Raw genomic sequence first — 23,462 nt, forward strand, 5'->3', positions numbered from 1 at the left:
CCGCACTACCTGCGCCGCGGCCGGGTCCGTGAGGCGCGTCGGGGAAGTCACCGGCGCCCTCCGTGGGTCTGGCGGCCGATGTGGCGGGCGTCCAGGCCGGACAGTCCACGGACGGCGACGTACGCCTTCTCGCGACCCGGCAGCGAGACACGGCCACGGAGCACGGCGTCGGGGTCGCGTTCGATGCGGTCGAGGAGGCGGCGGTAGATGCCGGCCATGGCCGCGACGCACGCGCCGCTGCGCCGGTCCAGCATCGGCAGCAGGCGGTAGCCCTCGGCGAACAGGGCGCGGGCGCGCCGTACTTCGAAGTGGACCAGGCCCGCGAAGTCCGAGCCGGGGGGCGGTGTCGTGCCGTGGAAGCCCTCGGAACAGCCGAACTTGGCGAGGTCGTCGGCGGGCAGGTAGGTGCGGCCGTTGGCCGCGTCCTCGGCGATGTCCCTGAGAATGTTGGTCAGTTGCAGCGCAAGGCCCAGCGTGTCGGCGTACTCGGGGGCGCGGTCGGCTCCGCGCGTGCCGGGCTGGGTGCCGAACACACCGAGCGAGAGCCGCCCGATCGCGCCGGCCACGCACCGGCAGTAGGCCTTGAGGTCGTCCCAGGTCTCGTACGTCTCGCCCCGGACGTCCATCAGCACGCCGTCGATGAGTTCGTCGAGGCCGCCGAGCGGCAGCGGGAAGCGGCGTGCGGCGTCGCACAGCGCGACGGCGACGGGGTCCGTGTCGTCGTCGTCGACGACGCCCTGCCTGATGCGTCCGAGCAGTTCGCGCGTGGCCTCCAGCCGGTCCTGCTTGGCCTGCGGCTTCAGCGTGCCGTCGCCGATGTCGTCGACGCGCCGCGAGAACGCGTACAGCGCCGACATGGCCTGGCGCTTGTGCGGCGGCAGGAGCCTGATGCCGTAGGCGAAGTTACGGGCCTGCTGTCCGGTGACGGCCTCGCAGTAGCTGTACGCGGCCTGCACCGGCGCGGTCGGCACCTGGGTCGGTCCCTCCATCGTCCGGCTCATCCCTCTCTACGCGCTCTTCGCAAGACGGTCCCCACTTCACGCAGCAGCCTCGGCCTGGTCGCTCGGGGCGGTGCGGGCAGCACATCATGTCCGGCGGCGGCGATCGCGGCGAGCGCGGCACGCCCACCGCCGACGAAACCCGCCAGCAGCAGCCGCAGCCGCCCGTCGACGGAGCCGACCAGCCCGACGCCCTCGTCGAGCAGCGCGCGCGCCCGCTGCGCTTCGTAGGCGATCAGTGCGCGCACCGAGGCGCCCGCGGTCGGTGCGGCAAGGTCGGCCTCCGTGATGTGGAAACGTTTCATGTCCTCGGCCGGCAGGTAGATCCGGTCGCGGGTGAGGTCCTCCGCGACGTCCTGGAGATGCTCGACGATCTGGAGCCCGGTGCACACGGCGTCGGAGCGGCGCAATCGCTCGGGGCTCGCCGTGCCGGTGATGCCGAGGACGAGCCGGCCGACCGGGTTCGCCGACAGCTCGCAGTAGGCGAGGAGGTCCTCGTAGGTCTCGTAGCGGCGTACCAGCTGGTCCTGCCGGTTGGCGGCGATCAGACCGAGGAACGGCTCGGGGGTGAGCGAGCGGCGCGCGACGGCGGGCCGCAACGCGCGCAGCAGCGGGTGGCGCGGGGCGTCGCCGGACAGGTCGAAGACGCGGCGCAGGTCGGCCTCGAAGGCGTCGAGAAGGGCGAGCCGGTCACCGGCCAGGTCCGGTCCGACGCCCAGGTGGCGGGCGTCGGCGCCGCCGGGCGCGAGGTCCCCGTCGCCGATGTCGTCGACGAGACGGGCGTAGCCGTAGACGGCCATGAGGTCGTCGCGCCAGGCGCGGGGCAGGAAGAACGGGGCGACGGGGAAGTTCTCGTCGGCGGCCTTGTCGAGGGTGCCCCGGGCCGGGTCGTCGGCGCGGAGGTCCGCGGTGCCCGTCACTGCGCGCTGCCGGGAACGGAGTCGGCGATGGGCTCGCGGAGCTGGAGATTTCCCGTCATGGCCATCACATCTCCCGTTCTACACTGCCGACTCAATACATCCCATTTCGGACACGCCGCCGCATGCTGCGCCGGTCGCCCACCGTACGGCGGCCGAAAACCCGACCGGTCGGATCACGGCATATCACCCCACTTGCCGCGATTCGGTCCCGGTACAGCTTACGTTGTACAACACCGAACGACGCCCCGGGGTGCCGCACAGAACGGAACAACACCGCGTTCGGGTCCAACCATCCCTCATTCCGGGCAAGTTGACTGCCCGTCGACGGACCCGTGCGCGCCGCACCGCCGGAGGCCGGCGGCAAGCGGAAGGCCCTCGCCGGCCGACCGGCGAGGGCCTTGCGGGCGCTGGGGAGCCGGGACTACCTGCCCGTCTCCTTCTCGTACGCCTTGATGACCTCGTCGGTCGGACCGTCCATCAGGAGTTCACCCTTCTCCAGCCACAGGACCCGGTCGCAGGTGTCCCTGATCGACTTGTTGCTGTGGCTGACGAGGAAGACCGTGCCGGCCTCCTTGCGGAGCTCCCTGATGCGCTGCTCGGAACGGATCTGGAACCGGCGGTCACCGGTGGCCAGTGCCTCGTCGATCATCAGGACGTCGTGGTCCTTCGCCGCGGCGATGGAGAAGCGGAGCCTGGCCGCCATGCCGGAGGAGTACGTGCGCATCGGCAGGGTGATGAAGTCGCCCTTCTCGTTGATGCCGGAGAAGTCGACGATCCCCTCGTAGCGCTCGCGGATCTCCTCGCGCGACATGCCCATGGCCAGGCCGCCGAGTATGACGTTGCGCTCGCCGGTCAGGTCGTTCATCAGCGCGGCATTGACGCCGAGCAGGGAGGGCTGGCCGTCGGTGTAGACCTTGCCGCTCTCGGCCGGCAGCAGACCGGCGATGGCGCGGAGCAGGGTCGACTTGCCGGAGCCGTTGGTGCCGATGAGTCCGATCGCCTCGCCGCGGTAGGCGGTGAAGGTGACGCCGCGCACGGCGTGGACCTTGCGCACACCGCGGGCCTCGCCCTTCTCCCGGCGCACGATCCGGCTCAGCGCCGCGGTGGCGCTGCCCTTGCCGCCGCCGCCGGCGTTGACCCGGTACACGATGTGCACGTCGTCGGCGATGACCGTCGGGACACGCCCGGCTCTGTTGTCGATGTTCTCAGCCACGGCCGTACCGCTCCTCAGCCTTCCAGAAGTACACGAAGCCCGCGAAGCCGACCAGAAGAGCCCAGCCCAGGCCGGCCGCCCAGACGTGCGAGGGCAGGTTCTCCGAACCGTAGCCGTCGATCAGCGCGAACCGGATGAGGTCCATGTAGACGGCGGCCGGGTTGTACATGAGGACGTCCGCGATCCAGGCCGGCTTGTCGGCGAGCATCACCGGGATGGAGAACATCACGCCCGAGGCGTAGAGCCAGGTCCGCATGACGAACGGCATCAGCTGGGCCAGGTCGGGGGTCTTCGAGCCGAGCCTCGCCATGATCATGGCCAGGCCGGTGTTGAACACGAACTGCAGCACGAGCGCGGGGAGCACCAGCAGCCAGGACAGGGAGGGGTAGCTGCCGAAGCCGACCACCACCGCCAGCAGCACGATCATCGAGAACAGCAGCTGCTGGAGCTGCTGGAGCGCGAACGAGATCGGCAGCGACGCCCGCGGGAAGTGCAGCGCGCGCACCAGCCCCAGGTTGCCCGAGATCGCCCGCACACCCGCCATCACCGAGCTCTGGGTGAAGGTGAACACGAACACACCGGTCACCAGGAACGGGATGTAGACCTCGGTGCTGAAGCCCCGGTCGGCGTCGAGGATCAGGCCGAAGATCAGGAAGTACACCAGCGCGTTCAGCAGCGGCGTCGCCACCTGCCAGAGCTGGCCCAGCTTCGCCTGGCTGTACTGGGCCGTCAGCTTGGCCTGCGAAAAGGCCAGGATGAAGTGGCGGCGGCCCCAGAGCTGCCTGATGTACGAAGCCAGGCCCGGGCGGGCGCCGCTGACGGTCAGGCCGTACTTGGCGGCGAGCTGTGACGGAGACAGGCCGTCGTCCGGCGACGGCATGGGGCTCGTCGCGATGGCTCCGTCATGGGTTGTGTCACTCACAAGTTGAAACTTTCGTGTTCAAGATGCGCGGCAGTTCGGGGCGCGGCCTCAACGGCTCGTCGCTCCGATGCTCTCAGAACCGAGCTTGTCAGATGACAGGAGGTCGGCCCAGCCTGGTGAGACGCCACACCGTACGCCACTTCATCGGGCGGCGCGGTCCACAGGGGGTGCGCCATCCCTCCCGGAAACCGCCGAACCACGCCTTGAGCGCCGGCAGCGTCGGGCGCCGCAGGAGGGTGAGGAGCACCCACACCCCCACGTAGACGGGCACCAGCGGCAGGGGCAGGTTCCGCCGCGCCACCCACACCCGGTTGCGGGCCACCATCCGGTGGTAGACCGCGTGCCGGGAGGGGGGCATGGTCGGGTGAAGGAGCACCATGTCCGCGCGGTACTCGATGGACCAGCCCGCGTCCAGAGCGCGCCAGGCGAGATCCGTCTCCTCGTGGGCGTAGAAGAACTCGTCGGGAAGCCCGCCGACCTCCTCCAGCACCTTCGTGCGCACGGCGTTCGCCCCACCGAGGAAGGTGGTGACCCGCGAGGAGCGCATGGGGTCGGAAGCGCGCAGCCTCGGGACGTGGCGGCGCTGGGTGAGCCCGGTCTCGGGATCGGCGATGCGGAAGCTGACGATACCCAGGCCGGGGTCCGCGTCGAAGGCCTCCCGGACCAGCTGGGCGGTGCCCGCGTCGGGGAGCAGTCCGTCGTCGTCCAGGAAGAGCAGGACGTCGACGTCCGAGCCGCCGGGTCCGAATGCCTCGATGCCGACGTTGCGGCCGCCGGGGATCCCGAGGTTCTCCGGCAGGTCGATCGTGCGCACACCCGCGGGCACGTCCACCACGGGAGCGCCGTTGCCGACCACGACCACCTCGATCGGGTCGCCGTCCTGCTTGGCGACCGAGTCGAGGAGTGCGCGCAGTTCGTCGGGCCGGGTCCCCATCGTGATCACGACGGCGCCGAGCTTCAGTGGGGCGCTCACTTCAGCCTGCTCGAAGCGAGGACGGACACGAGGTGGAGCAGCGTCTGGAGCAGCGCGATGCCGGCCAGCACCGCGACGCCGAGGCGGGAGAAGAACAGGTCGCCCCGGACCTCGTCGAGGACGGCCAGCACCAGGATGAGCAGGGACGCCTCGATGCCGAGGACCAGCCGGTGGAACTTCAGCGCGGCGGCGGCCCGGCGGGCGAGCGCCATGCCGGAGGAGCGCGGCTCGGCGGCCGCCTCCTTGACCGGCGGCAGGCCGCCCTGGTGGCGGGCGACGCCCACCAGGTCGGTCTCGGCCTTGATCAGGATCGCGCCGAGTGCGGCGAGGGTGCCGAGGAAGGCCCACAGCCAGTCGGTCCGGCCGCTGCCCCACAGGTCCGCGGCGCGCAGGCCGAAACCGACCAGGACCGCCGCGTCGCACAGGTAGGCGCCGACCCGGTCCAGGTACACGCCGGACAGCGAGAACTGCTTCTTCCAGCGGGCCACCTCGCCGTCGACGCAGTCGAGCAGCAGATAGAGCTGGACCGCCACGACGCCGAGGACGGCCCCCCATATGCCCGGCACGAGCAGGGCGGGAGCGGCGAGGACACCGGCGAGGGTCATCACGTAGGTCAGCTGGTTGGGCGTGACCTTGGTGGTGACGAGGAGGCGGGTGATGCGCAGGGAGATCTCTCGCATGTAGAGGCGGCCGCCCCAGTGCTCACCGCTGCGCCGGTCCTTCACACCCGCGGGGTGAACGACCGGGCGGAGTTCAGCTACTGATGGTCTTGGCATAGTCGGCGTACGCGTCCCTGATCTGGTCGTGGTTGAGGTCGAGGTGCTCGAGGATGGTGAAGCGGCCCGGCCGGGTCTGCGGCGCGTACTCGACGGCGCGCACGAACTCGTCCGGGGAGAAGCCGATCTCCTGCGGGAGTACGGGCAGGCCGTGCCGGCGCAGCACCTCGGCGAACAGGCCCGCCTGCTCGCTCGCACCGCGCAGGTGCATCGCGAAGGCGGCTCCCAGTCCGCACTGCTCGCCGTGGCTGGCGGCCCGCTTGGGAAAGAGCAGGTCGAAGGCGTGGCTGATCTCGTGGCAGGCGCCGGAGGAGGGCCGGGAGTCGCCGCTGATCGACATGGCGATCCCGGACAGCACCAGGGCCTCTGCGAGGACGGTGAGGAACTCGTCGTCGCCGACGCCGCCGGGGTGGCGCAGCACGGACTCGCCCGCGGTGCGGCCCATGGCGGCGGCCAGGCCGTCGACCTTCTCGCCGGTGACGCGGTGCGAGAGCTCCCAGTCGGCGATCGCCGAGATGTTGGAGATCGCGTCGCCGATGCCGGAGCGGACGAAGCGGACGGGCGCCTCGCGGATCACATCGAGGTCGATGACCATGGCGATGGGCGTCGGGACGCCGTAGGAGCCGCGGCCGTTGTCGTTGTCGAGCGTGGAGACGGGCGAGCAGAGGCCGTCGTGCGAGAGGTTCGTCGCGACGGCGACGAGCGGCAGGCCGACGCGCGCCGCGGCGTACTTCGCCACGTCGATGATCTTGCCGCCGCCGAGGCCGACAACCGCGTCGTACCGCTTGCCCCTGATGTCGTCGGCCAGCTTCACCGCGGCGTCGATGGTGCCCCCGCAGACGTCGTACCAGTCCGCGCCGGGCAGCGCCGGGGCGAGCCTCTCGCGCAGCTTCTGGCCGGATCCGTCACTGATCGCGAAGGCGAGCCGGCCGGACGCGGAGATCCGCTGGTCGGCGAGGAGCCCGGCCAGGTCGTCCAGCGCGCCGCGATGGATGTCGACGACGACCGGGGACGGGATGAGCCGGGTCAGTACTGGCACGCGATCCCACGGCCCTTCGCGAGGTCGTCGTGGTTGTCGATCTCGACCCACTTGACGTCGCCGATGGGAGCCACGTCGATGGTGAAGCCGCGGTTCACGAGCTCCTGGTAGCCGTCCTCGTAGTACAGGTCGGGGTCCCGCTCGAACGTCGTCCTCAGCGCGTCCGCGAGGTCCGCGGCGGCCTCCGGCTCGATGAGCGTGACGCCGATGTACTCGCCGGTGGCGGTGGCCGGGTCCATGAGCTTGGTGATCCGCCGGACGCCCTTGTCGCCCTCGGTGATGACCTTCATCTCCTCGTCGGCGAGCTGCTTCACCGTGTCGAGAGCGAGGATGATCCTCCGGCCGTCGCCACGGGCGGCGAGCAGGGTCTTCTCGACCGAGACGGGGTGAACGGTGTCGCCGTTGGCGAGGATCACGCCCTCGGCGAGGACGTCACGGGCACACCACAGGGAGTAGGCGTTGTTCCACTCCTCCGCCTTGTCGTTGTCGACGAGGGTGAGCTTCACGCCGTACTTCGCCTCGAGCGCCGCCTTGCGCTCGTACACGGCCTCCTTGCGGTAGCCGACGACGATCGCGGCCTCCGCGAGCCCGATCTCCGCGAAGTTGCCCAGCGTCAGGTCGAGGACCGTGGTCTCCCCGTCCACCGGCACGAGGGCCTTCGGAAGCGTGTCGGTGTAGGGGCGAAGACGCCGTCCGGCACCGGCTGCCAGTACGAGGCCGATCATGCGGGTTCTCCTTCGTCATGTACTGCGGGTGCCTGCGAGGACACCCAGAAGCGGATGCTCTCGGCCAGCACCAGGACCGCCACGGCCACAGCGAGGACCGTCAGCGCGACGGTGATGTCCGCGGGCAGCAGGAAGGCGAGCACAGCGACTGCCAGGACCCGCCCCTCGTGCCCGCCGATCGCCAGGACCAGCCAGTGCGGCGGCGCGCCCGTGCCACCGCGGATGCGGTACACCGTGTCGTAGTGATGGTAGGCGACAGCCGCTACCAGCCCGAAAGCGGCGGGCAATGCCCCGTTCACCTCCGCGTGGGCGGCGAGGAGCAGGATCGTGCCGTACTCGGCGGCCCGGAAGACGGGGGGACGAGCCAGTCGAGGGCGCCCTTGAGGGGCCGGGCGACGGCGAGCCCCGAGGTGGCGGCGTACACGAGGGCGGCGACCAGCGTCCAAGCGCTGCCGAATCCGGTGAACGCGGCGGTGGCCGGCAGCACGGCCGCGCCCACGGCGGCCGACGCGAGCGGCGCGATGCCCGGCAGCTTCCGTGCCGCGCGAGCGGTGGCGCGGGCCACGGCCTCTGCCGCCGGCCCGGAGTCCGCGAGGTCGGCGAGCGCCCGGGCGGCACGGTCCGTGCGGTGCGCCTTGCGGGTCAGTGAACGCAGCACCCGGCCGGCGGTGGTGTAGCAGGCGGCGAGGGAGCAGCCGACGAGCAGGGCGTAGAAGACGATGCGCGGGGTGGCCACGGCGGTCAGCACGGCGATCATCGCCCAGCGTTCGCCGATCGGCAGAACTATCATCCGGCGCAGCCAGACCGTCCAGCCCACGCTGTCGAGCTTGTCGGACAGGGCGGCCGTGGGACTCGTGTTGGCCGTCGCGTCGTGGTTCGCCTCGTTGAAGGAGAAGTCGACGACGTGCCGGCAGGTCTGGAGCACCATCGCGCCGAGGGCGAGCGCCCAAACGTCGTCGCCGCCGCGGGCGGCGCCGAGGGCGAGTCCGGCGTAGTAGGCGTACTCCTTGGCCCGGTCGAAGGTCGCGTCGAGCCAGGCGCCGAGCGTCGAGTACTGCAGGGAGTAGCGGGCGAGCTGCCCGTCGGTGCAGTCCAGGACGAAGGAGAAGAGCAGCAGCAGGCCCGCGGCGATGTAGCCGGCGCGGGTGCCGGTGGCCGCGCAGCCGGCCGCCACGAGCGCGGTGAGCAGCGACGCGGTGGTGACGTGGTTCGGCGTCAGTCCCCGGCGGGCGCACCAGCGCGCGAGGTAGCGGGAGTAGGGGCTGATGCAGAAGGTGGTGAAGAAGCCGTCGCGCGCCTTGACGGCGGAGCGAAGGCGCACCGCCTCGTCGTCCACCGCTTCGACGGCGGCGCGCGTCCGGTGCCGCTCCTCCACGTCGGAGGGCACGGCGGCGACCAGCGAACCGAGCTCGGGGTGATGGACGGACACGCCCCGGCCCTCGAGCTCGGCGGTCACACCGTCGACGACGCCGTCGCCGGCGACGGCTCCCGCGCCGGCCGGCACGGTGGCGGAGACGGCGCGCACGGCACCGGTCAGCGCGGCGCGTCCGGCCGGCTGGGCGGTGAGTGCGCCGGTGACGGCGGCGGTGGGGAAGCGCGGGTCGGTCAGCGCCAGCCGCAGGGCGTGCACATGACCCACGAAGCGCGGGTCGACCACGGCGACCCTCTCGCTACCGGGCACGGCCTCGATCAGGGCGGCGGTGTGCTCAGGGCCGTTGGCGACCCGCACGTCGAAGCCCAGCGACCGCAGATCGCCCTCGAGCGACGACCCGGGTACCGGCGGACCGGTGAGGATGGCGGTCGACAGACGAACTCACTCCTTGGCGCTGACGGTGCTGGTCCACGGCGGCTCGGCCCGGCGCACGGGCGGCGGCACGTCGGCAGAGGCTATCGGATGTACGGAAGCGGGAGTTCACCGGCCGTTTACGCCCTGGCGGCCCGCCGAGATCATCATTGTCGATCCATGCCCCGCCCTCCAAACCGCGGCCCTGAACATCGCTCGGAAGCCCGGCGGGGAAGGCCGGGACCGGCCGGGGTGGGGCGTGCGCACCCTAGGGTGGCCGTCATGACGTGGCTGATCACAGGTGGAGCGGGGTACATCGGGGCGCATGTCGTGCACGCCATGACGGCGGCCGGCGAAGGGGTCGTCGTGCTCGACGACCTGTCCTCCGGGTTTCCCGAGCGGTTGCCGGCCGGTGTGCCGCTGGTGCGCGGGTCCGTGCTCGACCGGGACGTGGTGGAGCGCACACTCGCCGAGCACGCGGTCACGGGCGTGGTGCACCTCGCCGCCAAGAAGCAGGTCGGCGAGTCCGTGGAGCAGCCGCTCAGGTACTACCGGGAGAACGTGCACGGGCTGACGGTGCTGCTGGAGGCGGTGGTGGCGGCCGGGGTACGGCGCTTCCTGTTCTCCTCCTCCGCCGCCGTGTACGGGGTGCCGGACAGCGGACTCGTCGCCGAGTCGGAGGCGTGCCGGCCGATCAATCCGTACGGGGAGACGAAGCTCACGGGCGAGTGGCTGGTGCGGGCGGCCGGCCGCGCCCACGGTCTGTCGACCGCGTGCCTGCGCTACTTCAACGTCGCGGGCGCGGCCGTCCCCGAGCTGGCGGACGTCGGGGTGTTCAACATCATCCCGATGTTCTTCGACCGGATCACCCGCCAGGAGGCCCCGCGGATCTTCGGCGCGGACTATCCGACCCCGGACGGGACCTGCGTCCGCGACTACATCCATGTCGCCGATCTTGCCGACGCACACCTCGCGGTGGCGCGGCGGCCGGCCGGGCGGGACGGCGGAGATCTCACCGTCAACGTCGGTCGCGGGGTCGGCGTCTCGGTCCGGGAGCTCGCCTCTCTGGTGAGCGAGGTCACCGGCCACCGTGTCGATCCGGTGGTGGAGCCGCGCCGCCCGGGGGATCCCGCGACGGCGGTCGCGTCCGTCGAGCTGATCGGCAAGGAGCTCGGCTGGTCCGCCTCGCACGGGGTCCGTGACATGGTCGCGTCCGCATGGGCCGGCTGGCTGGCCAGACACCCCGAGGCAGCACCGCACTGATCTTCCGGGCAAGTCCTGACCTGCAAGCATTTTCGCAGGTCAAGGCATATGACAACCGTGTTCAGTGTCGTGTTGCCCGATACCCCCCACCCGTAGTTGACTAAGCCTCGGCCGATCGACGGGCACCAGAGCGAAGGGCATCGACATGGGGGCAGGGCACGACCACGGGCACACTCACGGCGGCCCGCCGCCCACAGGCACCGCGGCCGCCGCCTACCGGAGCCGGCTGCGGGTCGCGCTCGCCATCACGCTCGGCGTGACGGTGCTGGAGATCGCCGGCGGACTGCTGTCCGGCTCGCTGGCCCTGCTTGCCGACGCCGCCCACATGGCGACGGACGCGGTGGGCCTCGGGATGGCCCTTCTCGCGATCCACTTCGCCAACCGGCCGGCCGGAGCGAACCGCACGTTCGGATTCGCCCGTGCCGAGATCCTCGCGGCGCTCGCCAACTGTCTGCTGCTGCTCGGCGTCGGCGGTTTCCTGCTCGTGGAGGCGGTGCAGCGGTTCATCGAGCCGGCGGAGACCCGGGGCGGCCTGACCGTCGTCTTCGCCGTCGTCGGCCTGGCGGCCAACATGGTCTCGCTGATGCTTCTGATGCGGGGCCAGAAGGAGAGCATCAACGTCCGCGGCGCCTATCTCGAGGTGATGGCGGACGCGCTCGGCTCGGTGACGGTCCTGGTGTCCGCGGGCATCATCCTGGCCACCGGCTGGCAGTACGCCGACCCGATCGCCTCCCTGGCCATCGGCGTGATGATCGTGCCGCGCACGGTGCGGCTGCTGCGGGAGACGCTGAACGTGCTGCTGGAGTCGGCCCCGAGGGCGTCGACATGGAGGAGGTACGCGCACACATGCTGGCCCTGCCCGGCGTGGCGGACGTCCACGACCTGCACGCCTGGACGATCACGTCCGGGATGCCGGTGCTCTCCGCGCACGTCGTCGTCAGCCAGGACGCGCTGGACTCGGTGGGTCACGAGAAGATGCTGCACGACCTCCAGGGCTGCCTCGGGGAGCACTTCGACGTCGAGCACTGCACCTTCCAGCTGGAGCCGGTCGGGCACGCCGAGCACGAGGCGAGACTCTGCCACTGAACGGGACCGCCCCTGCTAGGGTTTCCGCGGACGCAGGCGTCCACGACTCTTGAGAGGAGCTGAGGTTGATGACCGTCGTAGCGGAGGCTGCTCAGCGCAGCGCCCGGTCCTTCCTCATCCTCCGGGCGTCCGTCCGACCCTGATCCGATCCCGGCCGGTATCCACCGGCCCGATCGCGCACGTCGGCCGGAGCCCCGTGAACAAGGGTTTCCACGTTGTCCGACAACGCTTTGCACGACGCTTTCTTCGCCCTGCACCACGGTCTTCCGCGACAGGGTCCCGGTTCCGACGACACCTCTTTGCGGCTGCTCGCGGCGGTGGGACCGCTGCCCGCCCGGCCGCGCGTGCTCGACCTCGGCTGCGGTCCCGGCCGCTCCGCCCTGCTGCTGGCGGAGCGGGCCGGCGCACTGGTGACCGCTGTCGATCTGCACCAGCCGTTCCTGGACGAACTGCGGCACAGCGCCGTGTCGCGCGGCGTGGGTGACACGATCGTCACCGTCAACGCCGATATGGGCGAGCTCCCCTTCCCCGACGGGTCGTTCGACCTCGTCTGGGCGGAGAGCTCCGCCTACAGCATCGGTTTCGACACCGCGCTCGAGAAGTGGCGGCGGCTGCTCTCCCCCGGCGGCAGCCTGGTCATGACCGAGTGCGAGTGGACGTCGCCCGCCCCCTCCTCGGAGGCCCGGGCCTTCTGGGAAACGCACTACCCGTTGCGTGGCACGGCCGACAACTGCTCTGCGGCCGTCGCGGCCGGCTACACGGTGCTCGGGCTGTACCGGCAGCCCGAGAGCGACTGGGACGAGTACTACGGCCCGCTGGGCGAGCGGGCCGACGCCGCGGACCCTGGCGCGCCGGGCATGCCCGAGGCGCTGGCCGCCACCCGCGCGGAGATCGCCATGCGCAGGGACCACGGCACCGAGTTCGGCTACACCGGCTACGTGCTCCGCCCCGCCGATCCCCGGTGGCGCACCCGTCCGGAGACGGCGGCCGACATCCCGGCCGTACGCGCGGTCAACGCCGCCGCGTTCCCCACCCCCGAGGAGTCCGCCCTCGTGGACTCGCTCCGCTTGGACGCCGAGGCGTGGCTGCCGGGGCTGTCGTACGTGGCGGAGGCCGAGGACGGTTCGGTCGCCGCGTACGCGCTGCTCACCCGGTGCCGGATCGGCGGCACTCCCGCGCTCGCCCTGGCGCCGGTCGCGACCTCGCCCCGCCACCAGCGGCAGGGCGCGGGAACGGCGGTCGTACGGGCGGTGCTCGACGCTGCGAGGTCACGGGGTGAGGGGCCGGTCGTCGTCCTCGGGCATCCCGGGTACTACCCGCGGTTCGGCTTCGAGGTCGCGGCGAAGCACGGGATCAGGACATCTTTCGAGGTACCGGAGGAGGCCCTGATGGTGCTGGCGCTCGACGGCTGCGAGGACGTGCCGAAGGGAACGGTCCGCTATCCGGCGGCGTTCGGCGTCTGACCGGCTGTCCGCCCCGCCCCGCCTTCCGGGGCGGGGCGGACATGCCAGGCGGCCACCGAAGTACGGACAAGCCGCTTTTGTACGGCAGACTGAGCGGGGCCCAGGGGCCTTCCTCCGGAAGGACCGCAGGGCCGAGGACCGATGCGAAGGACGGTTATGCCGATCACACCAGCCACCGCGGCGACCAGTTCGTCGAACGGCACATCACCAGCGATCCTGCTCGAGCTGGTCGACGAGGAGGGCAACACCATCGGTACGGCGGAGAAGCTCTCCGCCCATCAGGCGCCCGGTCAGTTGCACCGTGCGTTCTCGGTGTTCCTCTTCGACGAGCAGGGGCGACTGCTGCTGCAGCGCCGTGCGTTGGGCAAGTACCACTCCCCCGGTGTCTGGTCGAACACCTGCTGCGGCCACCCGTACCCGGGTGAGTCCCCGTTCGCGGCGGCCGCCCGGCGCACCTACGAGGAGCTGGGAGTCTCCCCCTCGCTGCTCGCCGAGGCCGGCACGGTCCGCTACAACCACCCGGACCCGGAGTCCGGGCTGGTCGAGCAGGAGTACAACCACCTTTTCGTCGGGATGGTGCAGAAGCCGGTGCTGCCGGACCCGGAGGAGATCAGCGAGACGGCTTTCGTGACGCCGGACGAGCTGACCGAGCTGCACGGCCGGGCGACGTTCTCCGCCTGGTTCATGACGGTGCTGGACGCGGCCAGGCCCGCGGTCAGGGAGCTGACGGGGCCGGCCGGAGGCTGGTGAGAGGCGCCGTCCGCTCCACGGCGCGGCGCCTCATACGGGCGCCGCGCCGTCCTGGAACCGATGCGCCAGCGGCAGCTCCGCCCAGATGATCTTTCCGCCGCTCGCGGTGTGCTCGACGTCGCAGATACCGCCGGCCTCCCGGGTGATCTCGCGGACCAGCAGCAGTCCTCTGCCACCCGTCTGCGCGGCGTCGGTCTCGAGAGCCTTGGGACGGTAGGGATGGTTGTCCTCGACCGAGACCCGCACCCAGTGCGTGCCGATGGCGACCTCGACGGCGACCTCCGGCGAGAGCAGAGCGGCGTGCCGCACGGTGTTGGTGACCAGCTCCGACACGATCAGCAGCAGGCCCTGCACCACGTCGTCGGCGACCGGGACGCCCTGGCGGGCGAGCAGGTCCCGCACGGCGTGCCGGGCCTGCGGGACGGACACGTCGAGTGCGGGAGCGGTGAACCGCCAGACGCCCTCGTACGACAGCGGCCGGGCCGGCACGCTCCCGCGGCTCTCCATAGTCCGGCACCCACCTTCGGCTCGTCCCACTGACCTTCGGGTAGCAAGTGTTGGTAGTCAGTTGGTCCGTGCCGTACCACTGATCGGAAGTGAACGCCGATCGACGCGTTTTGACCGGGTGCGTATGACAGCGTCAGTTGTGTGACTGGTCGGAACCACCTTCTGCCCGCTTCCTCGGATCGATCGTTTCAGCACTCTTATCAGCGTTTTCCCGGTTCTCCCGCGGTCCCTGCCCCGGCTCCGTGACCATGTCGACGACGCGCCGGCCGCCGACCCCCATCGCGATCAGCCCCAGACCGTCGAAGAGCAGCGCCAGCGAGAAGAAGGTGCCGAGGACGTACCGGCTGCTGTCCGGCCAGTCGGCCAGCACCAGCACACCCAGCAGGATGCCGAAGGCCCCCTGCACCAAGGTCCAGCCGAACTGCGGGCCGCGGACCACCATGCTGCCCACCAGCCGGAAGAGTCCCCCGGTCAGGAACAGCAGGGCGGCGAACATGGTGAGCCCCGCCGCCGCTGTCTCCGGATGGCGGATGACGATCGCGCCGGCCGCGATGTTCAGCGCGGCGACCACGACGGCCAGCCAGAAGAAGTTGCTGCCGCGCGACTCGACCGCGTGGAGCAGGCCGACGATCCCGCAGATCAGCAGCAGCCAGCCGAACAGCAGCATCGAGGTGAGGGTCGCGACGCCCGTGTAGACCAGGCCGACCAGACCGCCCGCGGCCAGGATCGCGCCGAGTGCGGCCAGCCTGCCGAAACCTCGGCGCAGGCTCTTCTCCCGGCGGCGGTGATCCTTCTCGTCGTGGGCGGTGCGGGCCATCAGGCGCCTCCTTCGCGTACCCCCGTGTCAGCGGCACCCCTTCTTGATCATAGGTTCGGGCCTGCCGGATAGCATCCGGCGCATGGAGTCCCCGAACACGCATCCGCCCCGGCTCAGGCACACCGTCGCGGACGGTGTCGCCACCGTCGTGATCAGCAATCCCGCCAAGCGCAACGCCATGACCGCGGACATGTGGCGGGCGCTGCCGGAGCTGCTCGGGAAGCTGGCGGCGGACCCGGCCGTACGGGCGCTGGTGCTCACCGGCGAAGGCGGGACGTTCTGCGCGGGGGCGGACATCTCATCGCTGCGGCTGCCCGGCGAGGACCCGCAGGCGCTGGCGGTGCATGCCGAGGAGGCTCTCGCGGCGTTCCCCAAGCCGACGCTCGCGGTGGTGCGCGGCTACTGCGTGGGCGGTGGCTGTCAGCTCGCCGCCGCCTGCGACCTGCGCTTCGCCGAACGCGACTCGCTGTTCGGGGTCACCCCGGCCAAGCTGGGCATCGTGTACCCGGCGGGTTCGACGCGCCGGCTCGCCACGCTGGTGGGTCCGGCCGCGGCCAAGTACCTCCTGTTCTCCGGTGAGTTGATCGACACGGAGCGGGCGCTGCTGACCGGGCTCGTCGACGAGGTGCTGCCGGGGGACGAACTGGGCCGACGGGCGGCGGAGTTCACCAGGATCCTGGTGGCGCGCTCGCAGCTCACACAGTGCGCGGCCAAGGAGTTCGCCGCCGGCCGTACGGACCGGGACGCTTACTGGGCGGAGCAGGCGCGCGGCAGCGGCGACACCGCGGAGGGGGTCGCCGCCTTCCTCGAGCGGCGTACGCCGCGCTTCTCATGGACGCCGGGAGCCGGCTGACGCCGGTTGCGGCGCCTGCCTACCGGAGGACGAAGCGGCTCTTGGTGCGGAACTCCTCGACCAGGTGCGCGGGGGCCTTCAGCGGCGAGCCGGCGTCGTAGGGCGGCTGCGGGTCGTACTCGGTCAGCAGCTGCACGGCCCGGGCGTGCTCGTCACCGGCCAGCCTGCCGACCAGGGTGAGCCCCATGTCGATGCCCGAGGAGACGCCGGCGGCCGTGACGTACTTGCCGTCCGTCACGACCCGGCGGCCGGTCGGCCTGGCGCCCAGGACCTCCAGCTGTTCCAGCGCGAGCCAGTGGGAGGTCGCCTCACGGCCCTTCAGCAGTCCGGCCGCGGCGAGCAGCAGCGAGCCCGTACACACCGAGGTGGTCCAGGTGGTGGCGGCGTCGACGGCGCGCAGCCAGTCCAGCAGGGTCTCGTTCCGCATCTGGGCGTCCTGGCCGGGGCCGCCCGGGACGAGGACGATGTCCGGCGCCGTCACCTCGTCGAGGGTCCTGGTGGCGACGAGTGAAAGCTCGTCGCGGTCGTTCGCCACGGGACCCGTGCGTTCGGCGACGAAGACGACGTCGGCGTCCGGGAGGCGGCAGAGCATCTCGTAGGGGCCGACGGCGTCCAGTGCCGTGAAACGGTCGAAGAGCAGGACGGCGATCTGCGTGGGCACGGGTTTCCCTTCGTAGGGTTCAACGGGTGGGTCGTGCGGGGCCGCGGAAGCGGCGGCGGTACTCCGCCGGGGCCACGCCGAGGGCCTTCACGAAGGCCCTCCGCATCGCCTCCGGGGTTCCGTATCCGCAGGCGCGGGAGATCTTCGTGACTCCGTCGGCGGTGTCCTCGAGGAGCCTTCTGGCGTGCTCGAGGCGCACTCGTTCCACGTAGCGGCCGGGTGTCGTGCCCGTCTCGGCCTGGAAGGCGCGGGCGAAGTGCCGGGGCGACAGGCCCGCGCGGTTCGCGAGCGACTCGACGCAGAGGTCGGCCTCGGGGTGCTGGGTGACCCAGTGCTGCACGGACCGCAGCGGTTCGCGGCGCGCGGTCTGGGCCGCGAGCTGGGCGCTGAACTGCGACTGGTTGCCAGGACGCCGCAGGAAGACGACCAGATGGCGGGCCACGGTGAGGGCGACGTCCCGTCCGAGGTCCTCCTCCACCAGCGCCAGCGCCAGGTCGATGCCCGCCGTGACGCCCGCGGAGGTGGAGAGCCTGCCGTCCCGGACGAAGATCGGGTCGGGGTCGACCTCGACCTCCGGGTAGGCGTCGGCGAGATGATCGCAGACGGCCCAGTGGGTGGTGGCGCGCCGGCCGTCGAGCAGCCCGGCCTCCGCCAGCAGGAGCGCGCCGGTGCACACGGACACCAGGCGTCCGGCGTGCGGCGCCCGGTCGCGGAGCCAGTCGATCAGGCGCGGATCCGGGCGTCGGGTGCCCTCGCCGCCGGGGACGAGGAGTGTGTGGGGCGCGGGCTCGCCGGCGAGGCTCACGTCAGGGACCAGCGTGAGACCGCTGGACGTCCGTACCGGCGAGCCGTCGAGCGAGGCGGTACGTATCCGGTACGCGGACCGGTCGCCGCAGGCCCGGCGGGCCCCCTCGAAGACCTCGACCGGTCCCGTCACATCGAGGCTCTGCACGTCGTCGAAGAGGACGACGAGCAGCGTCCGCCCCGTCGTCCGCCGCTCCACCGGTTCTGCCGTCGGCTCCGTCACGAGCCCCATCCTTCTCGCGGCGGGGTCACGTCCGCAATGACGAGAACCCCACCTTTCCTGCCATCGCCCTCGGGCAGCCCGTCCCGGACTTCCACCCGTACCGACCAGTCGGTAACGTGCGGCCATGACTTCTCTGCACCCGCGCGCGGGACGCCGCTGCCACAACGCCCTCAACCCGCTGCACTCGACGGTCTACTTCTCCCCCGACTTCACCGCCGAGCTCGCGCGGCTGGGTGTCGAGGACCCCAGAGCCGCCTACTTCGCGGGACGCGGCGCCGCGATGGGCGCGGTCGGACCGGGTGCGGTGGCCGCCGCGTTCTACAACTTCAACCACGAGCTGATCGCCGAGCATCTGCCGGCCGTGTGGGACACCGCCTCGCCTGAGGCGGTGCTCGCGGCGCGGCTGCGCGCCGTCGACACCACCCTGCGGCGGCTGCTCGGCGACGACGCCGTGGCCTCCCCGAGATGGCCGAGGCAGCGGCTCTCGCGCTGCGCGCTGCCGAGGCGTGCACCCGGCACGCCCGTCCGCTCTACGCGGCCCATGCCGACCTGCCCGTCCCGGACGAGCCGCACCTGGCGTACTGGCACGCGGCGACCCTGCTGCGGGAGCACCGCGGCGACGGGCATCTCGCGGCGCTGCTCGCGGCCGGTCTCGACCCGCTCGAGGCGCTGGTGAGCCACACCGCCACGGGCAAGGGCATGGCGCCGCGTTGGATCCTCGCCACCCGCGGCTGGGGACGGACCGACTGGGAGGCCGCGCAGTCCCGGCTGCGGGAGCGCGGACTGATCGATGCGGAGGGCGAGTTGACGGAGGCCGGCTCCGCGCTGCGGACCGAGCTGGAGGATCACACCGACCGGCTCGACCGGGCACCGTACGAGCACCTGGGCGCGGAGGGCGTCGAGCGTCTCACGGAACTCGGCCGCGGCTTCCTGACGACCGCGGCGCTCGCCGGCGCGTTCCCCGAGGACCTCACGGGCAAGGGCTGAGACACCCGGACGGGGGCGGGCGGGCACGTTTACGGAGAGGCGATCCCGGCTACCCGACGTAGTCCAACGTCCCCGTCTCTGGAGGTCAATTGTGCTCAGCGCCATTGCGGACGCACTTCGTACGGTCGGCTCTGCGATCGCCACGGTGGTGACGCTGCCGTTCCGACTCTTGGCCCGGCTCTTCGGCGGAGCCTCGCGCGGCGGCAGGACACGGCGCGCCTGAGGCACGCGACACGGCCCCCGGCCACCCGGCACAATGCACTCTCAAGCACAGCGAGCACGAGAAGGCGAGTCGGGAAACCGTGACGACGTCCATCGAAGGCAGGATCGCCGAGGAGCTCGGCGTACGCGAGCGGCAGGTGAAGGCGGCCGTCGAGCTGCTCGACGGCGGGTCGACCGTGCCGTTCATCGCTCGCTACCGCAAGGAAGCGACCGAGATGCTCGACGACGCGCAGCTGCGCACGCTCGAGGAACGGCTGCGTTATCTCCGGGAGCTGGAGGAACGCCGGACCGCGATCCTGGAGTCCGTGCACGAGCAGGGCAAGCTCACGGATGAACTGGAGGCCCGGATCGGGGCCGCCGACACCAAGGCACGGCTGGAGGACATCTACCTGCCGTTCAAGCCCAAGCGGCGCACCAAGGCGCAGATCGCCCGTGAGGCGGGACTCGAGCCGCTGGCCGAGGGCCTGCTGAGCGACCCGTCGGTCGACCCGCTCGCGGCCGCGGCGGCGTTCGTCGACGCGGACAAGGGCGTCGCGGACGCCCCCGCCGCCCTCGACGGAGCCCGCGCGATCCTGACGGAGCGTTTCTCCGAGGACGCCGACCTGATCGGCGAACTCCGCGAGCGGATGTGGACCCGTGGCCGGCTCGCCGCCAAGGTCAGGGACGGCAAGGAGGAGGCGGGCGCCAAGTTCGCCGACTACTTCGACTTCTCCGAGGGCTTCACCGAGCTGCCCTCCCACCGGATCCTCGCGATGTTCCGCGGTGAGAAGGAGGAGGTCCTCGACCTGGTCCTGGAACCGGAGGAGCCGACCGACGGGCCCTCGTCCTACGAAGGCATCGTCGCGGCCCGCTTCGGTGTCGCGCAGCGCGGACGGCCCGGCGACAAGTGGCTCGGCGACACGGTGCGCTGGGCCTGGCGCACCCGCATCCTGGTGCACCTCGGCATCGACATGCGGCTGCGGCTGCGTACCGCCGCCGAGGACGAGGCGGTGCGGGTCTTCGCGGCCAACCTGCGCGACCTGCTGCTCGCCGCCCCCGCGGGCACCCGCGCCACCCTCGGTCTCGACCCCGGCTTCCGTACCGGGGTGAAGGTCGCCGTCGTCGACGCGACCGGCAAGGTGGTCGCCACCGACACGATCTATCCGCACGTTCCCGCGAACAAATGGGACGAGTCGCTCGCGAAGCTGGCACGCCTCGCCAAGGAGCACGCCGTCGAGCTGGTGGCCATCGGCAACGGCACCGCCTCCCGCGAGACCGACAAGCTGGCCGGCGACCTGATCACCAGGCATCCCGAACTGAACCTCACCAAGGTGATGGTGTCCGAGGCGGGCGCCTCCGTGTACTCCGCGTCGGCGTTCGCCTCGCAGGAACTGCCGGGTCTGGACGTGTCGCTGCGCGGTGCCGTCTCCATCGCGCGCCGGCTGCAGGACCCGCTGGCCGAGCTGGTCAAGATCGACCCGAAGTCGATCGGCGTCGGGCAGTACCAGCACGATCTCTCCGAGGTGAAACTGTCGCGGTCGCTGGACGCGGTGGTGGAGGACTGTGTGAACGGCGTCGGTGTCGACGTCAACACGGCGTCCGCGCCGCTGCTTTCACGGGTGTCGGGCATCGGCGCCGGACTGGCGGAGAACATCGTCGCGCACCGCGACTCCCACGGCCCCTTCCGTTCCCGCAAAGCGCTCAAGGACGTGGCACGGCTCGGCCCGAAGGCGTACGAGCAGTGCGCGGGCTTCCTGCGCATCCGCGGCGGTGACGACCCGCTGGACGCGTCCAGCGTGCACCCGGAGGCGTACCCGGTGGTGCGGCGGATGGTGAAGACGACCGGTGGAGAGGTGGCGTCCCTGATCGGCAACACGTCCGTGCTGCGGTCGCTGCGGCCCGCCGAGTTCGTGAACGAGTCCTTCGGCCTGCCGACCGTGACGGACATCCTGCGGGAGCTGGAGAAGCCCGGTCGCGACCCCCGCCCGGCGTTCCGGACGGCCACCTTCAAGGAGGGCGTCGAGAAGATCGGCGACCTGACCGCGGGGATGGTCCTGGAGGGCGTGGTCACCAACGTCGCCGCGTTCGGCGCGTTCGTGGACGTCGGTGTCCACCAGGACGGTCTGGTGCATGTGTCGGCGATGTCCCGGAACTTCGTCAAGGACCCGCACGACGTGGTCAAGTCGGGCGACGTGGTGAAGGTGAAGGTGCTCGACGTCGACATCCCGCGCAAGCGGATCTCGTTGACGCTGCGGCTGGACGACGAGGCGTCGGCGCAGCCGGCGGACGCGGGTGCGCCCCGGCGTGAGCGCGGCGGACGTCCCCCGCAGCAGCGCCAGGGCGGTGGCGGCGCCGGCCGCGAACGCCGTGGTGCCGGTGGCGGCAACGGCGGGGATCGTCGCGGCGGCGGCAACGGCGGTGACCGCCGTGGTGCCGGCACGCCGCGGCAGGCGCCGGCCCCGTCGAACAGCGCGATGGCGGACGCGCTGCGCCGCGCGGGCCTGGTGGACCCGAAGAACCGCTGATGTGCGTTCGGGGCCGGGGCGACGCCGCCGGCCCCGGGAGCGCCGTCCCGCACGCGGCCGCTTCACGGCGGCCGCGGCGGAGCACCGGGCAGCATCGTCCGTCGCGCTCGGGGCGGCTGTGCCTTCCGGTCCGCCGTGTCCGGTGCGGAGCCGCGGGCCTGTGACCGGGCCGTCCCCACCGGGCCCTTTCACAGCGCCGGGCGGCTGCGCCGTCGCGGCGGCCGTGTCGGCGGGAGCGCGTCAGGACCGCCTCGTCGGGGGGACCGGGCCGGGCGCCCTCTGAAGCGGACCGGGTCGTGGCGGCCGGGTCGTCAGAGCTCGGTGACCTTGCCGTCGGCCACCTCGACCCGGCGGGTGACATGGACGGCGTCCAGCATCCGGCGGTCATGGGTGACCAGCAGCAGCGTGCCCTTGTACGAGTCGAGCGCCGCCTCGAGCTGTTCGATGGCGGGCAGGTCGAGATGGTTGGTCGGCTCGTCCAGCACCAGCAGATTCACGCCACGTCCCTGGAGCAGGGCGAGCGCCGCACGGGTCCGTTCGCCCGGTGACAGGGTCGTCGCCGGGCGCATCACATGGCCGGCCCTGAGACCGAACTTGGCCAGCAGTGTGCGGACCTCGGCCGGCTCGGTGTCGGGGACGGCCGCGCAGAACGCGTCCAGCAGCGTCTCGGTGCCGTAGAAGAGCCCGCGGGCCTGGTCGACCTCGCCGACGACGACACCGGAGCCGAGCGACGCGTGTCCCGCGTCGAGGGGAAGCCGGCCGAGCAGGGCGGCGAGCAGCGTCGATTTGCCGGAGCCGTTGGCGCCGGTGACGGCCACGCGGTCCGCCCAGTCGATCTGCAGCGACGCCGGGCCGAACCCGAAGCCGCCGCGCCGCACCTCTGCCTCGCGAAGGGTGGCGACCACCGAGCCGGAACGCGGGGCGGCGGCGATCTCCATCCGCAGCTCCCACTCCTTGCGGGGCTCCTCCACCGTGTCGAGCCGCTCGATCATGCGCTGCGTCTGGCGTGCCTTGGCGGCCTGCTTCTCGCTCGCCTCGCTCCGCATCTTGCGGCCGATCTTGTCGTTGTCGGTGGCCTTGCGACGGGCGTTCTTGACTCCCTTGTCCATCCAGTTCCGCTGCATCTGGGCGCGGCCCTCGAGAGCGGCCCGCTTGTCGGCGTACTCGTCGTATTCCTCGCGGGCGTGCCGGCGGGCGGTCTCGCGCTCGTCCAGGTAGGCCTGGTAGCCGCCGCCGTAGAGGGTGATCTGCTGCTGAGCGAGGTCGAGTTCGAGGACCTTGGTGACGGTCCTGGTGAGGAACTCGCGATCGTGACTGACCACGACCGTGCCGGCCCTCAGTCCCTGGACGAAGGTCTCGAGGCGCTCGAGCCCGTTCAGGTCGAGGTCGTTGGTCGGCTCGTCGAGCAGGAACACGTCGTAGCGGGACAGCAGCAGGGAGGCGAGACCCGCGCGCGCGGCCTGGCCGCCCGACAGGGACGTCATCGGCTGGTCGAGGTCGACGGTGAGGCCGAGGGAACCGGCGACCTCCTCGGCACGCTCGTCCAGGTCCGCGCCGCCGAGGTCGAGCCAGCGCTCCAGGCCGGTGGCGTAGGCGTCGTCCGCTCCCTCGACGCCGTCGGCCAGGCCCTGGGCGGCGGCGTCCATGGCGGTCTGGGCGGCCGCGACGCCGGTGCGCCGGGCGAGGAAGGCCCGGACGGTCTCCCCCTCGCGGCGCTCGGGCTCCTGCGGGAGGTGGCCGACGGTCGCGGTCGGCGGGGAGAGCCGCAGCTCGCCCTGTTCCGGCCGGTCGAGTCCGGCGAGCAGACGCAGCAGGGTGGACTTGCCCGCTCCGTTGACGCCGACGAGACCGATCACGTCGCCGGGTGCGACGACGAGGTCGAGCCCGGCGAAGAGCGAGCGGTCGCCGTGTCCGGCGGCGAGGTCCTTGGCGACGAGAGTTGCAGTCATCAGGGAGTGAATCCTAGGGCTTCT

General features: G+C 71.6%; 19 protein-coding genes and 3 pseudogenes. 8 read left to right on the plus strand and 14 right to left on the minus strand.

All coding sequences use genetic code 11. The features are described from left to right. Positions 1-47: 47 nt before the first annotated feature. From hpnD to GLX30_RS04795, 9 genes and pseudogenes are all read right to left on the minus strand, one after another. Positions 48-1,001: a presqualene diphosphate synthase HpnD gene (gene hpnD, locus GLX30_RS04755; protein ID WP_208545362.1), complete on the minus strand. Its 954-nt coding sequence runs from the start codon at positions 999-1,001 to the stop codon at positions 48-50. Beyond that, positions 998-1,918 carry a squalene synthase HpnC gene (gene hpnC, locus GLX30_RS04760; RefSeq protein WP_159683924.1) on the minus strand — a complete coding sequence of 307 codons (921 nt, stop codon included), beginning with the start codon at positions 1,916-1,918 and terminating at the stop codon, positions 998-1,000. The genes hpnD and hpnC overlap by 4 nt, the downstream gene beginning before the upstream one ends. A 421-nt stretch (positions 1,919-2,339) precedes the next feature. After that, positions 2,340-3,131: an ABC transporter ATP-binding protein gene (locus GLX30_RS04765; protein WP_159683927.1), complete on the minus strand. Its 792-nt coding sequence runs from the start codon at positions 3,129-3,131 to the stop codon at positions 2,340-2,342. Next, a complete protein-coding gene (locus GLX30_RS04770; RefSeq protein WP_159683930.1) occupies positions 3,124-4,053 on the minus strand; it encodes an ABC transporter permease in 930 nt (309 codons plus the stop codon). The genes GLX30_RS04765 and GLX30_RS04770 overlap by 8 nt, the downstream gene beginning before the upstream one ends. An 88-nt stretch (positions 4,054-4,141) precedes the next feature. Next, positions 4,142-5,026 (minus strand): glycosyltransferase, encoded by an 885-nt coding sequence (locus GLX30_RS04775; protein ID WP_159683933.1) that lies wholly within the window; start codon positions 5,024-5,026, stop codon positions 4,142-4,144. After that, complete coding sequence (locus tag GLX30_RS04780) at positions 5,023-5,802, minus strand: CDP-alcohol phosphatidyltransferase family protein (RefSeq protein WP_159683935.1); 780 nt, start codon at positions 5,800-5,802, stop codon at positions 5,023-5,025. Before GLX30_RS04780 ends, GLX30_RS04775 begins: the two co-directional genes overlap by 4 nt. After that, positions 5,780-6,841: an iron-containing alcohol dehydrogenase family protein gene (locus GLX30_RS04785; protein WP_159683937.1), complete on the minus strand. Its 1,062-nt coding sequence runs from the start codon at positions 6,839-6,841 to the stop codon at positions 5,780-5,782. Before GLX30_RS04785 ends, GLX30_RS04780 begins: the two co-directional genes overlap by 23 nt. Next, positions 6,829-7,566, minus strand: a complete 738-nt coding sequence (locus GLX30_RS04790; RefSeq protein WP_159683940.1) for a phosphocholine cytidylyltransferase family protein — start codon at positions 7,564-7,566, stop codon at positions 6,829-6,831. Before GLX30_RS04790 ends, GLX30_RS04785 begins: the two co-directional genes overlap by 13 nt. Further along, positions 7,563-9,373 (minus strand): annotated as a pseudogene (locus GLX30_RS04795) (DUF5941 domain-containing protein). Before GLX30_RS04795 ends, GLX30_RS04790 begins: the two are co-directional and overlap by 4 nt. Positions 9,374-9,631: 258 nt before the next feature. On the opposite strand from GLX30_RS04795, the gene galE reads away from it, so the two are divergent. From galE to idi, 4 genes and pseudogenes are all read left to right on the plus strand, one after another. After that, the gene (gene galE / locus GLX30_RS04800) at positions 9,632-10,612 is read left to right on the plus strand and encodes a UDP-glucose 4-epimerase GalE (protein WP_159683942.1); all 981 of its coding nucleotides are present in this window, start codon (positions 9,632-9,634) and stop codon (positions 10,610-10,612) included. A 145-nt stretch (positions 10,613-10,757) separates the two neighbouring features. Beyond that, positions 10,758-11,698 (plus strand): annotated as a pseudogene (locus tag GLX30_RS04805) (cation diffusion facilitator family transporter). 215 nt (positions 11,699-11,913) lie between these two features. Next, positions 11,914-13,161 (plus strand): bifunctional class I SAM-dependent methyltransferase/N-acetyltransferase, encoded by a 1,248-nt coding sequence (locus GLX30_RS04810; RefSeq protein ID WP_159683944.1) that lies wholly within the window; start codon positions 11,914-11,916, stop codon positions 13,159-13,161. 156 nt (positions 13,162-13,317) lie between these two features. After that, a complete protein-coding gene (gene idi, locus GLX30_RS04815) occupies positions 13,318-13,911 on the plus strand; it encodes an isopentenyl-diphosphate Delta-isomerase (protein ID WP_159683947.1) in 594 nt (197 codons plus the stop codon). A 30-nt stretch (positions 13,912-13,941) separates the two neighbouring features. Here idi and GLX30_RS04820 read toward each other — a convergent pair whose 3' ends face one another. Both GLX30_RS04820 and GLX30_RS04825 read right to left on the minus strand, forming a co-directional pair. Continuing rightward, on the minus strand, positions 13,942-14,418 hold the full coding sequence (locus GLX30_RS04820; RefSeq protein ID WP_159683950.1) for an ATP-binding protein: 477 nt from the start codon (positions 14,416-14,418) through the stop codon (positions 13,942-13,944). Positions 14,419-14,551: 133 nt separating this feature from the next. Continuing rightward, positions 14,552-15,235 (minus strand): HdeD family acid-resistance protein, encoded by a 684-nt coding sequence (locus GLX30_RS04825; RefSeq protein ID WP_159683952.1) that lies wholly within the window; start codon positions 15,233-15,235, stop codon positions 14,552-14,554. 82 nt (positions 15,236-15,317) lie between these two features. On the opposite strand from GLX30_RS04825, the gene GLX30_RS04830 reads away from it, so the two are divergent. Next, on the plus strand, positions 15,318-16,088 hold the full coding sequence (locus tag GLX30_RS04830; protein WP_159683955.1) for an enoyl-CoA hydratase-related protein: 771 nt from the start codon (positions 15,318-15,320) through the stop codon (positions 16,086-16,088). Positions 16,089-16,107: 19 nt separating this feature from the next. Here the strand turns inward: GLX30_RS04830 and GLX30_RS04835 are convergent, their stop codons facing one another. Both GLX30_RS04835 and GLX30_RS04840 read right to left on the minus strand, forming a co-directional pair. Beyond that, positions 16,108-16,749: a DJ-1/PfpI family protein gene (locus GLX30_RS04835; RefSeq protein ID WP_159683957.1), complete on the minus strand. Its 642-nt coding sequence runs from the start codon at positions 16,747-16,749 to the stop codon at positions 16,108-16,110. 19 nt (positions 16,750-16,768) lie between these two features. After that, positions 16,769-17,776, minus strand: a complete 1,008-nt coding sequence (locus GLX30_RS04840) for a GlxA family transcriptional regulator (protein ID WP_244258009.1) — start codon at positions 17,774-17,776, stop codon at positions 16,769-16,771. A 124-nt stretch (positions 17,777-17,900) separates the two neighbouring features. Between GLX30_RS04840 and GLX30_RS04845 the strand changes: the two are divergent. The 3 genes and pseudogenes from GLX30_RS04845 to GLX30_RS04850 all read left to right on the plus strand — a co-directional run bounded on the left by GLX30_RS04845 (position 17,901) and on the right by GLX30_RS04850 (position 21,489). After that, positions 17,901-18,763 (plus strand): annotated as a pseudogene (locus GLX30_RS04845) (hypothetical protein). Between the two features lie 91 nt (positions 18,764-18,854). Then, entirely contained in the window at positions 18,855-18,986 is a 132-nt protein-coding gene (locus GLX30_RS35845; RefSeq protein ID WP_259372242.1) for an LPFR motif small protein, read from the plus strand. 79 nt (positions 18,987-19,065) lie between these two features. Next, a complete protein-coding gene (locus tag GLX30_RS04850) occupies positions 19,066-21,489 on the plus strand; it encodes a Tex family protein (RefSeq protein ID WP_159683961.1) in 2,424 nt (807 codons plus the stop codon). A 311-nt stretch (positions 21,490-21,800) separates the two neighbouring features. Here the strand turns inward: GLX30_RS04850 and GLX30_RS04855 are convergent, their stop codons facing one another. After that, the gene (locus tag GLX30_RS04855) at positions 21,801-23,438 is read right to left on the minus strand and encodes an ABC-F family ATP-binding cassette domain-containing protein (RefSeq protein ID WP_159683963.1); all 1,638 of its coding nucleotides are present in this window, start codon (positions 23,436-23,438) and stop codon (positions 21,801-21,803) included. Between the last annotated feature and the right edge of the window lie 24 nt (positions 23,439-23,462).

Source organism: Streptomyces sp. Tu 2975, assembly GCF_009832925.1.
In the GTDB taxonomy this organism is placed as follows: Bacteria; Actinomycetota; Actinomycetes; order Streptomycetales; family Streptomycetaceae; genus Streptomyces.